Origin of the sequence: Pseudomonas sp. AOB-7, assembly GCF_003696305.1 — a bacterium.
Lineage (GTDB): Bacteria > Pseudomonadota > Gammaproteobacteria > Pseudomonadales > Pseudomonadaceae > Aquipseudomonas.
This window is the reverse complement of record NZ_RFFK01000005.1, coordinates 1-14,213: the sequence shown is the minus strand read 5'-3', so window position 1 is coordinate 14,213 and position 14,213 is coordinate 1. Positions and strand designations below refer to the sequence as shown.

General features: G+C 66.4%; 19 protein-coding genes. 14 read left to right on the top strand and 5 right to left on the bottom strand.

Annotated features, from left to right (window positions below):
• Positions 1-35 precede the first annotated feature (35 nt).
• The 7 genes from lepA (at position 36) to pdxJ (ending at position 6,223) form a co-directional block, all read left to right on the top strand.
• Positions 36-1,835, top strand: coding sequence for a translation elongation factor 4 (gene lepA / locus EA796_RS11100; RefSeq protein ID WP_021444825.1), 1,800 nt, complete (start codon positions 36-38; stop codon positions 1,833-1,835).
• Between the two features lie 6 nt (positions 1,836-1,841).
• Positions 1,842-2,696 carry a signal peptidase I gene (gene lepB / locus EA796_RS11095; protein ID WP_122108661.1) on the top strand — a complete coding sequence of 285 codons (855 nt, stop codon included), beginning with the start codon at positions 1,842-1,844 and terminating at the stop codon, positions 2,694-2,696.
• A gap of 87 nt (positions 2,697-2,783) precedes the next feature.
• Positions 2,784-3,161: a DUF4845 domain-containing protein gene (locus EA796_RS11090; RefSeq protein WP_122108660.1), complete on the top strand. Its 378-nt coding sequence runs from the start codon at positions 2,784-2,786 to the stop codon at positions 3,159-3,161.
• Positions 3,158-3,847 (top strand): ribonuclease III, encoded by a 690-nt coding sequence (gene rnc / locus EA796_RS11085; RefSeq protein WP_021444828.1) that lies wholly within the window; start codon positions 3,158-3,160, stop codon positions 3,845-3,847. Before EA796_RS11090 ends, rnc begins: the two co-directional genes overlap by 4 nt.
• Positions 3,840-4,739, top strand: a complete 900-nt coding sequence (gene era / locus EA796_RS11080; protein ID WP_031303358.1) for a GTPase Era — start codon at positions 3,840-3,842, stop codon at positions 4,737-4,739. Before rnc ends, era begins: the two co-directional genes overlap by 8 nt.
• A 55-nt stretch (positions 4,740-4,794) precedes the next feature.
• Positions 4,795-5,484 carry a DNA repair protein RecO gene (recO, locus tag EA796_RS11075; RefSeq protein WP_021444830.1) on the top strand — a complete coding sequence of 230 codons (690 nt, stop codon included), beginning with the start codon at positions 4,795-4,797 and terminating at the stop codon, positions 5,482-5,484.
• On the top strand, positions 5,477-6,223 hold the full coding sequence (pdxJ, locus tag EA796_RS11070; RefSeq protein ID WP_122108659.1) for a pyridoxine 5'-phosphate synthase: 747 nt from the start codon (positions 5,477-5,479) through the stop codon (positions 6,221-6,223). Before recO ends, pdxJ begins: the two co-directional genes overlap by 8 nt.
• 64 nt (positions 6,224-6,287) lie before the next feature.
• Here the strand turns inward: pdxJ and EA796_RS11065 are convergent, their stop codons facing one another.
• Positions 6,288-7,172 (bottom strand): LysR substrate-binding domain-containing protein, encoded by an 885-nt coding sequence (locus EA796_RS11065; protein WP_021444832.1) that lies wholly within the window; start codon positions 7,170-7,172, stop codon positions 6,288-6,290.
• A gap of 117 nt (positions 7,173-7,289) precedes the next feature.
• On the opposite strand from EA796_RS11065, the gene EA796_RS11060 reads away from it, so the two are divergent.
• The 4 genes from EA796_RS11060 to EA796_RS11045 all read left to right on the top strand — a co-directional run bounded on the left by EA796_RS11060 (position 7,290) and on the right by EA796_RS11045 (position 9,367).
• Positions 7,290-7,553, top strand: a complete 264-nt coding sequence (locus EA796_RS11060) for a hypothetical protein (protein ID WP_021444833.1) — start codon at positions 7,290-7,292, stop codon at positions 7,551-7,553.
• A 188-nt stretch (positions 7,554-7,741) separates the two neighbouring features.
• Positions 7,742-8,116 (top strand): YciI family protein, encoded by a 375-nt coding sequence (locus EA796_RS11055; RefSeq protein ID WP_021444834.1) that lies wholly within the window; start codon positions 7,742-7,744, stop codon positions 8,114-8,116.
• A gap of 24 nt (positions 8,117-8,140) precedes the next feature.
• Positions 8,141-8,923, top strand: a complete 783-nt coding sequence (locus EA796_RS11050; RefSeq protein WP_021444835.1) for a DUF899 domain-containing protein — start codon at positions 8,141-8,143, stop codon at positions 8,921-8,923.
• 21 nt (positions 8,924-8,944) lie between these two features.
• A complete protein-coding gene (locus EA796_RS11045; RefSeq protein ID WP_021444836.1) occupies positions 8,945-9,367 on the top strand; it encodes a nuclear transport factor 2 family protein in 423 nt (140 codons plus the stop codon).
• A gap of 6 nt (positions 9,368-9,373) precedes the next feature.
• Here the strand turns inward: EA796_RS11045 and EA796_RS11040 are convergent, their stop codons facing one another.
• Complete coding sequence (locus EA796_RS11040) at positions 9,374-9,877, bottom strand: hypothetical protein (protein WP_021444837.1); 504 nt, start codon at positions 9,875-9,877, stop codon at positions 9,374-9,376.
• A gap of 96 nt (positions 9,878-9,973) precedes the next feature.
• Entirely contained in the window at positions 9,974-10,924 is a 951-nt protein-coding gene (locus EA796_RS11035) for a YafY family protein (protein WP_021444838.1), read from the bottom strand.
• A 149-nt stretch (positions 10,925-11,073) separates the two neighbouring features.
• Between EA796_RS11035 and EA796_RS11030 the strand changes: the two genes are divergently transcribed.
• Positions 11,074-11,781, top strand: coding sequence for a glutathione S-transferase family protein (locus EA796_RS11030; RefSeq protein WP_021444839.1), 708 nt, complete (start codon positions 11,074-11,076; stop codon positions 11,779-11,781).
• A gap of 3 nt (positions 11,782-11,784) precedes the next feature.
• Positions 11,785-12,183: a VOC family protein gene (locus EA796_RS11025; protein ID WP_218567631.1), complete on the top strand. Its 399-nt coding sequence runs from the start codon at positions 11,785-11,787 to the stop codon at positions 12,181-12,183.
• Positions 12,184-12,191: 8 nt separating this feature from the next.
• Here the strand turns inward: EA796_RS11025 and EA796_RS11020 are convergent, their stop codons facing one another.
• Positions 12,192-12,728: a tetratricopeptide repeat protein gene (locus tag EA796_RS11020; protein ID WP_122108658.1), complete on the bottom strand. Its 537-nt coding sequence runs from the start codon at positions 12,726-12,728 to the stop codon at positions 12,192-12,194.
• A 139-nt stretch (positions 12,729-12,867) separates the two neighbouring features.
• Between EA796_RS11020 and EA796_RS11015 the strand changes: the two genes are divergently transcribed.
• Positions 12,868-13,998: a M14-type cytosolic carboxypeptidase gene (locus tag EA796_RS11015; RefSeq protein WP_122108657.1), complete on the top strand. Its 1,131-nt coding sequence runs from the start codon at positions 12,868-12,870 to the stop codon at positions 13,996-13,998.
• 119 nt (positions 13,999-14,117) lie between these two features.
• Here the strand turns inward: EA796_RS11015 and EA796_RS23720 are convergent.
• A partial coding sequence (locus tag EA796_RS23720) for an OprD family porin (protein ID WP_147459046.1) occupies positions 14,118-14,213 on the bottom strand: 96 nt, incomplete at its 5' end.

Here is a 14,213-nt window from a genome sequence, read left to right as displayed (position 1 = left end):
AGCGTCTTGCCTGTGCCTTCTTCGAGTGTTGATCCGTGAGTGACCTGAGTCATATCCGCAATTTTTCCATCATTGCCCACATCGATCACGGCAAGTCCACCTTGGCTGACCGTTTCATCCAGATGTGCGGCGGCCTCGCTGCACGTGAAATGGAGGCTCAGGTCCTGGACTCCATGGATCTGGAGCGTGAGCGCGGCATCACCATCAAGGCCCACAGCGTTACCCTTCACTACAAGGCGCGGGACGGTAAGACCTACCAGCTGAACTTCATCGATACCCCCGGTCACGTCGACTTCACCTATGAGGTCAGCCGCTCCCTGGCGGCCTGTGAGGGCGCGCTGCTGGTGGTCGATGCCGGTCAGGGTGTCGAGGCGCAGTCGGTGGCCAACTGCTACACCGCCATCGAGCAGGGCCTCGAGGTCATGCCGGTGCTGAACAAGATGGACCTGCCCCAGGCCGACCCGGATCGCGTCAAGGACGAGATCGAGAAGATCATCGGCATCGACGCCACCGACGCCGTGGCCTGCAGCGCGAAGAGCGGCATGGGCGTGGACGAGGTGCTCGAGCGCCTGGTGCAGACCATTCCGGCGCCGACCGGGGATATCGAAGCGCCGCTGCAGGCGCTGATCATCGACTCCTGGTTCGACAACTACCTGGGCGTGGTCTCGCTGGTGCGCGTGCGTCAGGGCCGCGTCAAGAAAGGTGACAAGATCCTGGTCAAGTCCACCGGCAAGGTGCACCTGGTCGACAGCGTCGGCGTCTTCACCCCGAAACACACCGCCACTGCCGATCTGAAAGCCGGTGAAGTGGGCTTCATCATCGCCAGCATCAAGGACATTCATGGTGCGCCGGTGGGCGACACCCTGACCCTGTCTTCGACCCCCGAGGTCGAGGTTCTGCCAGGCTTCAAGAGAATCCAGCCGCAGGTCTACGCCGGCCTGTTCCCGGTCAGCTCCGACGACTTCGAGGACTTCCGCGATGCCCTGCAGAAGCTGACCCTCAACGACTCGTCGCTGCAATACGCGCCGGAAAGCTCCGATGCGCTGGGCTTCGGCTTCCGTTGCGGCTTCCTCGGCATGCTGCACATGGAGATCATCCAGGAGCGCCTGGAGCGCGAATACGACCTGGACCTGATCACTACCGCGCCGAGCGTGATCTACGAGCTCGAGCTCAAGACCGGCGAAACCATCACCGTCGACAACCCGTCCAAGCTGCCGGATGTCTCGGCCGTCGCCGACTTCCGTGAGCCGATCGTCACCGCGACCATCCTGGTGCCGCAGGAGCACCTGGGCAACGTCATCACCCTGTGCATCGAGAAGCGCGGCGTGCAGCGCGACATGCAGTTCCTCGGTTCTCAGGTTCAGGTTCGTTACGACCTGCCGATGAACGAGGTGGTGCTGGACTTCTTCGACAAGCTCAAGTCGACCAGCCGCGGCTATGCTTCGCTGGACTATCATTTCGATCGCTACCAGTCGGCCAACCTGGTCAAGCTGGACGTGCTGATCAACGGCGACAAGGTCGATGCCCTGGCCTTGATCGTGCATCGCGACAACGCGGCCTACAAGGGCCGTGCACTGACCGAGAAAATGAAGGAACTGATCCCGCGGCAGATGTTCGACGTGGCTATCCAGGCCGCCATTGGCGGCCAGATCATCGCGCGGACCACGGTCAAGGCGCTCAGAAAGAACGTACTGGCCAAGTGTTACGGCGGCGACGTCAGCCGTAAGAAAAAGCTGCTGGAGAAACAGAAGGCTGGTAAGAAACGCATGAAGCAGGTCGGTAACGTGGAAATTCCACAGGAAGCCTTCCTTGCCGTGCTCAGGTTGGATAGCTAAGGCTCTATGTCGATCAATTTTCCGCTCCTGTTGGTTATCGCGGTCGCCGTTTGCGGCTTTCTGGCTCTGGTCGACCTGGTTCTGCTGGCGCCGCGCCGGCGCTCGGCCATCGCCGCCTATCAGGGGCGCGTCGACGAGCCCGACGAGCGCGTGCTGGAGCGGTTGAGCAAGGAGCCCTTGCTGGTCGAGTACGGCAAGTCGTTCTTCCCGGTGCTGGCCATCGTCCTGGTGCTGCGCTCCTTCCTGGTCGAGCCGTTCCAGATTCCCTCCGGCTCGATGAAACCGACCCTGGAAGTGGGCGATTTCATCCTGGTCAACAAGTTCGCCTACGGCATCCGCCTGCCGGTACTCGACACCAAGGTGATCGAGGTGGACAACCCGCTGCGCGGCGACGTCATGGTGTTCCGCTATCCCAGCGACCCGACCATCAACTACATCAAGCGCGTGGTCGGCCTGCCCGGCGACCGCATCCAGTACACCCAGGGCAAGCGTCTGCTGATCAATGGCGAGCCGGTCGCGGAGAAACTGCTCGGCGAAGAAGCCGGCAGCCTGGGCAGCGCGATGCTCTATCAGGAGCGCCTGGGCCAGGTGCAGCACACCATCCGCAAGGAAATGAGCCGCATGCGCCGCGAACCCGGCGGCGAGTGGGTGGTGCCGCAAGGGCACTACTTCATGATGGGCGACAACCGCGACAACTCCAACGACAGCCGCTACTGGCGCGACCGCAAGATCCCGCAGGCGCTGTGGGGCATGGTCCCGGACGATCATATCGTCGGCAAGGCCTTCGCCATCTGGATGAGCTGGCCGGAGCCCAAGACCAGCAACCTGCCCAATTTCTCCCGTGTCGGCCTGATTCATTGAGCACTGGCGCGCTGCTTTCGGCAGCGCCGCAGGCTATAAATAGTCTTGCCGCAAGGCTTTAAACAAGACCGTCTATTGGGGATACACATGACTTTCGCGCGTTCGCAGCAGGGCCTGTCCATCCTGGGCTGGCTGATGGTACTGGCCGTGGTGGCGTTCTTCGCCAGCACGGCGTTCAAGATGATGCCGCACTACCTCGACTACATGTCGATGGAAAAGATCATCACCTCGGTGGAAACCGACAAGGCGCAGGAAGTGCGCACCGTCGGCGATTTCTACAACCATGTCAGCAAGGGCATGCAGGTCAACAACATCCGCGACCTGAAGCTGCGCGAGGTGGTCAAGGTCAAGGTGGAGAACAACGAGTTCCTGGTCCACCTGAAGTATGAGAAACGCGAGCCGCTGATCGAGAACCTCGATCTGGTGGCGACCTTCGACAAAGAATTTCGTGTACGCATGCCGTGAGTTCCAACCTGTCCCGCCTAGAGCGCAAGCTCGGTTACAGCTTCAAGGACCAGGACCTGATGGTTCTGGCCCTGACCCATCGCAGTTTCGCCGGGCGCAACAACGAACGCCTGGAATTCCTCGGTGATGCCATCCTCAACTTCGTCGCCGGCGAGGCGCTGTTCGAGCGCTTCCCGCAGGCGCGCGAGGGCCAGTTGTCGCGCCTGCGCGCGCGCCTGGTCAAGGGCGAGACCCTGGCCGTGCTGGCGCGCGGCTTCGAGCTGGGCGAGTACCTGCGCCTGGGCTCGGGCGAGCTGAAAAGCGGCGGTTTCCGCCGCGAGTCGATCCTCGCCGATGCCCTGGAGGCGCTGATCGGCGCCATCTACCTGGATGCCGGCATGGAGGCGGCGCGCGAGCGAGTGCTGGACTGGTTGACCGGCGAGCTGGATGGCCTGACGCTGGTCGACACCAACAAGGACCCGAAGACGCGCCTGCAGGAGTTTCTGCAATCGCGCGCCTGCGAACTGCCCCGTTACGAGGTGGTGGACATTCAGGGCGAGCCGCACTGCCGTACCTTCATGGTCGAGTGCCAGGTGGCCCTGCTCAATGAAAAGACCCTGGGCCAGGGCGGCAGCCGGCGTATCGCCGAGCAGGTCGCCGCGGCTGCGGCACTGATCGCCCTCGGGGTGGAGAACGGCAATGACTGATGCACCTGTGAGCCGCTGCGGCTATGTCGCCATCGTCGGTCGCCCCAACGTGGGCAAATCGACGCTGCTCAACCATATCCTCGGGCAGAAGCTGGCGATCACCTCGCGCAAGCCGCAGACCACGCGCCACAACATGCTCGGGATCAAGACCGAGGGCGAGATCCAGGCGGTCTACGTCGACACCCCCGGCCTGCACAAGAACAGCGACAAGGCGCTCAACCGCTACATGAACAAGACCGCGGCCTCGGCGCTCAAGGACGTCGACGTGGTGATCTTCGTGGTCGACCGCGCACGCTGGACCGACGAAGACCAGATGGTGCTCGAGCGCGTGCAGTACGTGCAGGGGCCGGTGATCCTGGCGGTGAACAAGGTCGACCGCCTCGAGGAAAAGGCCGAGCTGATCCCGCACCTGCAATGGCTGCAGCAGCAGCTGCCGAACGCCGAAGTGGTGCCGATCTCGGCGCAGCAGGGCAGCAACCTCGACACTCTGGAGCAGCTGGTGGCCGAGCGCCTGCCGGAAGGCGAGCACTTCTTCCCGGAAGACCAGATCACCGACCGCTCCAGCCGTTTCCTCGCCGCCGAACTGGTGCGCGAGAAGATCATGCGTCAGCTCGGCGCCGAACTGCCCTACCAGATCACCGTGGAGATCGAGGAGTTCAAGCAGGAAGGGCGCATTCTGCATATCCATGCGCTGATCCTGGTGGAGCGCGACGGGCAGAAGAAGATCATCATCGGCGACAAGGGCGAGCGCATCAAACGCATCGGCCAGGAGGCGCGCAAGGACATGGAGGTGCTGTTCGACTCCAAGGTCATGCTCAACCTCTGGGTCAAGGTCAAGGGTGGCTGGTCCGACGACGAGCGCGCGCTGCGCTCGCTGGGCTACCTGGAGTAGACCGCGCCGTGCGCACCTTTGGTGCCCGTCATAGAGTACCCAGGCAGCCACGCCGATGAGCCACGCCGCCTACGTCCTGCATAGCCGTCCGTACAAGGAAAGCAGCGCCCTGGTGGATTTCTTCACCCCCCAAGGGCGCCTGCGTGCCGTGCTGCGCGCCGCGCGCGGCAAGGCCGGCAGCATCGCCCGGCCGTTCGCCCCGTTGGAGCTGGAACTGCGCGGGCGTGGCGAGCTGAAGACGGTCGGGCGTCTGGAAAGCGCCGGGATTCCGCTGCTGCTGAGCGGCGAGGCGCTGTTCTCCGGGCTCTACCTCAACGAACTGCTGATCCGCCTGCTGCCGGCCGAAGACCCGCACCCGCGGATGCTCGAACACTATGCCCTGACCCTTGCCGCCCTGGCCCAGGGCCGGCCGCTGGAGCCCTTGCTGCGCGCCTTCGAATGGCGCCTGCTGGACGAGTTGGGCTATGGTTTCGCCCTGGATCGCGACCAGCAGGGCGCGCCGGTCGCGCCCGACGGCCTGTACCGCTGGCAGCTGGACGCCGGCCTGGTGCCGGTGGCGCAATTGCAGCCCGGGGTGTTCCACGGTCGCGACCTGCTGGCCATGGCCGAGGCCGACTGGAGCGCCCCCGGCGCCCTGGCCGCGGCCAAGCGCCTGATGCGTCAGGCGCTGGCACCCCATCTGGGCGGCCGACCGCTGGTCAGCCGCGAACTCTTCATGACGCTCAAGGAGCCCAAGCGTGACTGACGCCAACCGAATCCTGCTAGGCGTGAACATCGATCACGTCGCCACCCTGCGCCAGGCCCGTGGCACCCGCTACCCCGATCCGGTGAAAGCCGCGCTGGATGCCGAGGAGGCCGGCGCCGACGGCATCACCGTGCACCTGCGCGAGGATCGCCGGCATATCCAGGATCGCGACGTGCGAATCCTCGCCGAGGTGCTGCAGACGCGGATGAACTTCGAGATGGGCGTCACCGACTTCATGCTCGACTTCGCCGAGCAGATCCGCCCGGCGCATGTCTGCCTGGTGCCGGAAACCCGCCAGGAGCTGACCACCGAAGGCGGCCTCGACGTGGCCGGCCAGGAGGCGCGCATCGCCGCCGCGGTCGAGCGGCTTTCCCGCGCCGGCTGCGAGGTGTCGCTGTTCATCGACGCCGAGGCGCGGCAGATCGAGGCTTCCCGGCGCGTCGGTGCGCCGGCCATCGAACTGCACACCGGGCGCTACGCCGATGCCCACACCCCCGAGGGAGCCGCCCGCGAACTGGCGCGTATCCGCGACGGCGTCGCCTGCGGCCTGCAGCATGGCCTGATCGTCAACGCCGGGCATGGCCTGCACTACCACAACGCCGAGGCGGTGGCGGCGATTGTCGGGATCAACGAGCTGAACATCGGCCATGCCATCGTCGCCCACGCGCTGTTCGTCGGCTTCAAGCAGGCGGTGGCGGAGATGAAGGCGCTGATCGTCGCGGCGGCCAATCGCGGTTAGCCGCTGCAGGGCGTCGCGGCGCCGCCCAGGCCATGCGCACCGCCCCGTATCCGATGCGTGCCGTTCAGCTCTGCGCAAACGCCTGGATCACCTGCGTGGCGAGTGCCTCGATCGCGTCGTTGGCCTGAGTGCCGCGCAGTAGCCTGATCTGGTAGTCGTCCAGCGGCGGCAGGCCGTGCTCCTCGCCCAAACGACGTAGCGGCGGCCGGATCAGGCCGCGGGGGAAGGGGGCTATCGCCAGATCGGCGATCATCGCCGCTTCCAGCCCCGCACTTTGATCGCAGGAGTACGCCACGCGATAGTCCAGGCCAATCCGGTCGAGGGCGTCCAGCGCCGCACGGCGCCAGGCGCAGCCGGGATTGGCCAGGGCCAGCGGCAGCGGCGAGCGCTGTACCGCCAGGCCGCCGTCGCGACCTGCCCAGACCAGCGGCTCGGTATGGACCACCACGCCGAGCGTATCGTCCAGGCCCTGATTGCCGGTCTCGATCAGGCACAGGTCGAGTTCGCCCAGCTCCAGTTTGGCCACCAGATCCACGCTGCGTCCCACGCAGACGTCCACCTGCACGGCCGGATGGCTGCGGGCGAAGCTGGTCAGCACGCCAGGCAGCACGCGGGTGCTCAGATCGTTCGGGATGCCCAGGCAGACCCGGCCGCTCAGCGCCGGCTGGAGAAACTGCGCCACCGCCTCCTCGTTGAGCCTGAGCAGGCGCCTGGCGTAACCCAGCAGCAGCTCACCCTCGGCGGTCAGGCGCACGCGCCTGGCCTCGCGGACGAACAGGCGCTGGCCGAGGCTTTCCTCCAGGCGTTTGATCTGCAGGCTGACGGCCGCCGTGCTGCGAAACACCTGCGCCGCAGTTCGGGTGAAGCTGCCGCTGTCGGCGATGGCGACGAAGGTGCGCAGCACATCGCTTTCCAGCAGCGGCAGGGAGATGGGGGCTGCCGTGTTCATGACCGTTAAATAATAATTAACTAATGGTTTGATATTTGTCGTTTGTTTGAACGATAGGCGCGTTTCATCCTGCTCGCAAGCCCGGCCAGAAGCCGGCACTGAACAGGAGGAAAGGCCATGAAAGGTTCGAACGAGTGCGACAAGTCGCGTCCAGCCATGCCCGAGTTCTATATGCCGGCCATGTGGCCGCTGGATCTGCAGAACGCCATCGCCGACTGGATCGGCGCCTGGTGCTGGCGTCGGCGCATGCGCCGTCTGCTGGCGCAGGATGCCGAGGGGCGGATTCGCCTGGGCAGTGCCCGCGGCGTGGTGGAGCAGGGGGCGAGCGAACCGCTACGGCTGATCGCGCAGCGGCGGGCGTTGTGGCTGCGCGGCGAATGACTGGGTTGAGCGCAGGGTGACGGTTAATAGGCGTCCGTTGGCGGATGGGCCGCTTATCGCTGTGACGCAGTTTTTGCGCAAGCCTATTACCGTTCGTCGGCTCCGACGAAGTTTTTCCGACCAATGTCGAAACGTCCCCGGCGCGTTCGACTATCCAGTACCCACCCGCCAAGGAACTGGAGCGCGTCATGAAATACCTCTGCCTCGTCTACGCCAACGAACAGGAGCTGCACAGCTCCCCCGACAGCCCGCATGACAGCGAGTGCCTCGCCTACGCCAACGCCGTGCAGGAGAGCGGGCGCATGCTCGCCGCCGAGGCGCTGCAGTCGGTGCGGAGCGCCACCACCGTGCGTATGCGCGGCGGCAAGCTGGCGATCACCGACGGCCCCTTCGCCGAAACCAAGGAGCAGCTGGCCGGCTTCTATCTGGTGGAGGCGCGCGACCTCAACGAGGCGATCCAGCTCGCCGGGCACATCCCCGCCGCCCGTGTCGGCTGCGTGGAGGTGCGCCCGGTGCGCGAACTGGACGTCCAGCCGGCGCAGTTGCAGGCCGGCCGGCACTGAGCCGCCATCGGCAGGAGAACCGCTATGGACCGCAGCTATATTCCCGAGGTCGCCACGCGCGAGCAGTGGCTGGCCGCCCGCAAGGCGCTGCTGGAGCAGGAGAAGGCCCTGACCCACCAGCGCGATGCGCTCAACCGCGCGCGCCGCGCCCTGCCCATGGTGGCGGTGGAGGAGGATTACCGCTTCCAGGGCCCGCAGGGCGAGGTGCGTCTGCTCGACCTGTTCGAGGGGCGCAGCCAATTGATCGTCTACCACTTCATGTACCACATGGATCGCGGCGAGGGCTGCGACGGCTGCTCCTGCCTGGTCGACAACATCGGCCATCAGTCCCACCTGCACGCGCGCGACACCACCCTGGTGCTGGTCTCGCGCGCGCCGCTGGCCGATCTCGACGCCTTCAAGCGGCGCATGGGCTGGACGCTGCCCTGGTACAGCTCCTACGGCAGCCGTTTCAACTACGACTACCAGGCCACCTGCGACGAGAGGGTGGCCCCGGTGCAGTACAACTACCGCGACCAGGCCGAGCTGCAGCGCCTGGGTCTGGACTACCACCTGCAGGGCGAACAGCCCGGCGTCAGCGTGTTCCTGCGCGACGGCGAGCAGGTGTTCCACACCTATTCCTGCTATGCGCGTGGCCTGGAAATGCTGATGAGCAGCTTCCACTACCTCGACCTCACCCCCTTCGGCCGCGGCGAGGGCTGGGACGGCATGCCCGACCTGGACGGCAAGGGACTCAACTGGACGCGCCTGCACGACGAGTACGAACAGGCGGCGCCCGCCCACGACTGTTGTGGCCACAAGGCCTGAATATCAACAAGGAGATTCGACATGAGTCAGCACGAACTGCAAGATGCCCTGAACGGCTGGACCGAAGCCTGCCGCAGCAAGGACGTGGCGCGCATCATGAGCCACTACGCCGAAGACGTGGTGGCCTACGATGCCATCGGCCCGCTGCGTTTCCAGGGGCGCCCGACGTACCAGGCGCACTGGCAGGCCTGCATGGAGATGTGCAGCGGCCCGGGGATGTTCGAACCGCACGAGCCGACCTTCACCGCCGCCGGCGATCTCGGCGTGACCCACTACCTGCTGCACTGCGGTGGTACCAATGAAAAGGGCGAGCTGCAGACCTGCTGGATGCGCGTGACCCAGTGCCTGCGTCGCCAGGGCGGGCGCTGGCTGATCTTCCACGAGCACTTCTCCGCGCCCAGCGACATGGAAAGCGGCAAGGCGCTGTTCGATCTGCAGCCCTGACGCCGGTCAGGACGCCCAGTCCATGGCGCTGTCTTCGGCGTACTTGAGCGCGGGCGCGTAGTCCCGGTAGTCGCTCCAGTTGCGCTGGCCGTTGGCGATGTCCTGCATCAGCGGATAGAGCGATCCTTCCAGGGCCGACACGTAGCCACGTCCGACCTCGGCCAGGTGGGTGATGATGGCCAGGTCCTGCAACTCCACCGGTAGGTGCATCAACCCGACGGCATCGCCGGTCGCCCAGTCGAGAAATTGCTGGGCGACGGCGCGGCCCTGGTTCGGTTGCCGCGCCGCCCAGGCGGCGATTTGTGCATAGCTGCTGGGGCGGCTACCGGCGCGGCGAATCACCGGATCGTAGTTCTGCCAGCCGCGCCCCAGCTTGAAGCCCAGGCCGCCCAGCTCGCTGTTGACGTGGGCGATGAGTTCGTCGCGTTTGTCCTGCTGGTTGCCGACCCACATGTTGGCGAACCAATGACGGCCCCAGATGACGAGGATATTCGCTTCTGCCTGTGACATGGCGTGCCTCCTTTCGTTGTGTCGTGGCAGGCAGAAGCCTAGTCGCTGCGTCGCTGTTGGCGAGGCCTGCAAGCAGTGCTGGCGAAATCGTGCGAACTAGCCTGCGGCCAGGCGCAACATGCGCTGCGCCTGCTGCCGCAGGGCTTCACGCAGCTGCGCCGGCTGTTCGATGTGGAAATCGAAGGACAGGCGCAGCAGCAGGCGGGCGAACCAGGTCGGGCTGTCGGTGCTGGTGCTCAGGCGCACGCCGTCGCCCTCGGGCGTCAGCAGGCCGGCGTTGACGCCGAGTTCGGCGACGGCGCCGGCCAGGTCGGTGTGCAGCAGGATGCGCACCGGGTAGGCACGCGGCAGGTTGGCGATGCTGGCATTGAGGTGTGTGGCGGCGTCGAAGTCGTGCGGGCGCTCGAAGCGGCTGTCCAGCGTCCGTACCTCGCGCAGGCGCTCCAGGCGGAACGAGCGCAGCGCCTGGCGCAGGTGGCAGTAGCCGCTCAGGTACCAGAGACCCTGACGGAACACCAGGCCGTAGGGATCGACCTCGCGCTCGCTGCACTGGCCCTGTTCGCTGCAATAAACCAGGCGCACGCGCTGACGCTCCTGGGCGGCGGCGGCGAGTTCGGCCAGCAGCAGCTGATCGCCGGTGCCGCGGCTGCGCGGCAGATCCAGGGTGGCGCTCTGGCTCAGGGCGCGCACCCGCTGCTGCAGCTTGGCCGGCATCACCCGTTCCAGCTTGGCCTGGGCGCTGGCCACCGCCGCCGCGGTCTCGGCCAGGCCGAGCTTGGTCGTGGCCAGGAGGCCCAGGGCCACGGCCTGGGCTTCCTCGAGGTTGAACATCAGGGGCGGCAGCTTGAAGCCGGCCACCAGGCGGTAGCCACCGTAGCGGCCGCGCTCGCTGGTCAGCGGAATGCCCAGGTCTTCCAGGTGGCGGATATAGCGGCGCAGGGTGCGCCCGTCCACTTCCAGGCGTTCGGCCAGTTCGCGGCCGCTGAGCTGGCCGTGGCTCTGCAGCAGTTCCAGCAGGGCCAGCACGCGGGTGGTGGGACTGTTCACGGGGGACGGACTCCGGGGGCGCGCGGGGCGTCGGGATAAACATCAGGGGAACGATTTTATTAGGGCCGAATATAGCCTAATTCGCCCTTAGCCTGGCAGCAGGTGACGCGAAGGGCGCGTCGACCGCTGGCAGACAAGGAGTTCTTCTCATGCAACCGATACTGTTCTACGGCGTGCCGCAAGGTTGTTCGTTCGGTGCCATCGTCGCCCTCGAGTGGCTCGGCCAGCCATACCGGCTGTGTCGCGTGGAGATGCTCGAGCAACCCTGGGACCCGCTGTTCGAGCGGCTCAACCCGCTGTACCAGACACCCACGCTATTGCTGGAAAGCGGCGAGTCGCTGAGCGAGAGCCTGGCGATTCTGCTGCACCTGGCGGCGCGGGCAGAGGGCTCGCCGCTGGCGCCGCGCCAGGGCAGCGCCGAGTTCGATGCGCTCAACCAGATGCTGGCCTACCTGGTGAGCGATTTCTTCGCCGCCTTCAGCCCCTTGTGGCTGGCCTACGAGAAGACCGAGCTGGACGAGTCGCAACGCGCGCTGTTGCGCAGCCTGGGGGCCGAGCAGGTGGCGGCGGGTTGTCGCTACCTCGAGCGGCTGCTGAGCGAGCGCGACTGGCTGCTGGGCGAACGGCGCAGCCTGGCGGACGCCTACCTCGCCGGCATCGGCCGCTGGGTCGACTACCACCAGCTGTTCGATCTGCAGCGGGAGCATCCGCATCTGGCCCGTCACCTGGCCCGGCTCGCCGCCGATCCGGCGGCGTGCTTCGCCCGCGCCATCGAGCGCGGCGAAACGGCCCACAGCGGCGGCTTTCTCGGTCATGTCGAGCTGCAGCAAGTGCGCGAACGTCTGGAGGCGGCCTGAGAGGTGTTCGAGGATTCGCTGATCGATCGTCCGTGCATCACCGTGGCCAACTTCCGCCGCAGCCGTGCCTGGTATCGGGCGGCCCTGGCGCCCCTGGGCTACGAGCTGAAACACGAGGGCGAGCACGGTGCGGGGCTGGCTGCCGGCTTCGGCCCGCGGGACGACGAGCCGGCCTTGCTCTACCTGCTCAGCGCCGTACCGGGGCGCGCCGTAGGCGAGGCGTGCCCGCCTTTTCGCCTGCGGGCAGGCAACCGCGAGGCGGTGCGGGCTTTCCATGCCGCGGCGCTGCAGGCCGGCGGCGAGGACGACGGCCGACCCGGACTGCGCGCCGAATCCGGCTGCTACGCCGCCTGCGTGCTCGACCCGGACGGCTACAGCGTCGAGGTGATCTGTGACGCCTGACGGCCCGCTTACTGCTGGCCCAGCGCCGCGCAGGAGGCTTCGTAGCGCTGCTGGCAGGCGCTCTGGTACAGGCGCCGCGCCTGGTCCGGGTCGCGCGGCACGCCGCCTTCGCCGCGGCGGTAGAGGTTGCCGAGGATGTGCTGGGCCATGGGGTTGCCGGCGGCGGCCGACTGGTTGAGGTACTTGAGCATGCCCTGCTGGTTGGCGAATTCCGGTGCGTCGCGCCCGGTGTAGAGGTAGGCCAGGCTCACCGCGGCCATGGCGTGGCCCTTGTCGGCGGCCTGCTTCCACCAGTATTCGGCCTGCTTGAGGTTCTTCTCCGGTTGGCCGACGAAGTAGCTGCTGCCGAGCTGGAACTGGCTCTCCAGATCGCCGCGCTGGGCCTGTTGGCGCAGATCGCGCAGTGGGTCCTGCGGCGTCTGTTGCTGGGGTTGTAGCTGCGCCGGCGGGCTCGCCGGGCTGGGCTCGCGGGCGGCGCAGCCGGCCAGCAGCGTCAGGGCGAGCAGGGCGGTGAGGCTGTGGCGCAGGAGGATGGGGCTGGGCATGGCAGGATTCTCTGGTTGAGTCGGCTCAGGCCGTTAGGCCGACCTTGCCAACCTTAGTTCGCCAGGAGCGACCTGTCTGCCTTCACAGCGGCGCGGCGAGCTGCAATCCTGACGGCTGATTTCGGCTCACGAGGCATTCATGAAGATCAGCGCGGATTTCGACAGTGGCAACATCCAGGTCATCGACGCCAGCGACCCGCAGCGGGTGCTGCTGGCCATGCGCCCGGACCTCAACAGTCATCATTTCCAGTGGTTTCACTTTCAGGTGGACGGCCTGCAGCCGGGTCAGCGCCACGCCTTCAGCCTGACCAATGCCGGACAGTCGGCCTACAACAATGCCTGGGACGGCTACCAGGCCGTGGCCAGCTACGACCGGCAAGACTGGTTTCGCGTGCCCACCCGCTTCGCGGACGGCCAGTTGCACTTCGAGCTGCAGGCCGAGCGCGCGCAGGCCTGGTTCGCCTATTTCGAGCCCTATAGCCGGGCGCGCCACGATGCGCTGATCGAGCAGGCGCTGAGCCAGGCCGGCGCCGAGCTGCTGGCCTGCGGCAAGAGCCTGGAAGGGCGCGATATCCAGCTGCTGCGCATCGCGCGCCAGGCGCAGACGCCGCGCAAGCTGTGGATCATCGCCCAGCAGCACCCCGGCGAGCACATGGCCGAGTGGTTCATGGAAGGGCTGATCGAGCGCCTGCAGGATCCGCAGGATGCCGAGTTGAATGCGCTGCTGGCCCAGGCCGAGCTGTACCTGGTGCCGAACATGAACCCCGACGGCGCCTTTCGCGGCCACCTGCGCACCAACCATGCGGGGCAGGACCTCAACCGCGCCTGGCAGTCGGCCAGCGCCGAGCGCAGCCCGGAAGTGCTGTTCGTGCTGCAACAGATGCAGCGCATCGGCGTCGACCTGTTCCTGGATATCCACGGCGACGAGGAAATTCCCCACGTGTTCACCGCCGGCTGCGAGGGCAACCCCGGTTACACGCCGCGCCTGGCCGCGCTGGAGGAGGACTTCCGCCGGCGCCTGGTGGGCATAGGCGCCGAGTTCCAGACCCGTTTCGGCTACCCGCGCGACGAACCCGGCCAGGCCAACCTGACCCTGGCGTGCAACGCCGTGGGCCAGGCCTTCGACTGCCTGTCGTTCACCATCGAGATGCCGTTCAAGGACCACGACGACAACCCGCAGCCACGCACCGGCTGGAACGGCGCGCGCTCGAAGCAGCTGGGGCGGGACGTGTTGACGGTGCTGGCGCAGGTGGTGGGCCAGCTGCGCTGAGGGGGAGTAGGGGCCAGCGGCAAACCGTTGGATCTGCAGGCCAAAAAAGCCCGTCGCAAGGACGGGCGCAAAGTGCCGTAAACACATGGAGACAAGCGGACGCGCTGGCGCGTCGGGCGTTACAGGATCGACAGCGGGTAGTTGATGATCAGGCGGTTCTCCTGCAAGTCCATGCCGACGTCGCGGCGCACGTCGGAGTTGCGCCAGCGCACGCT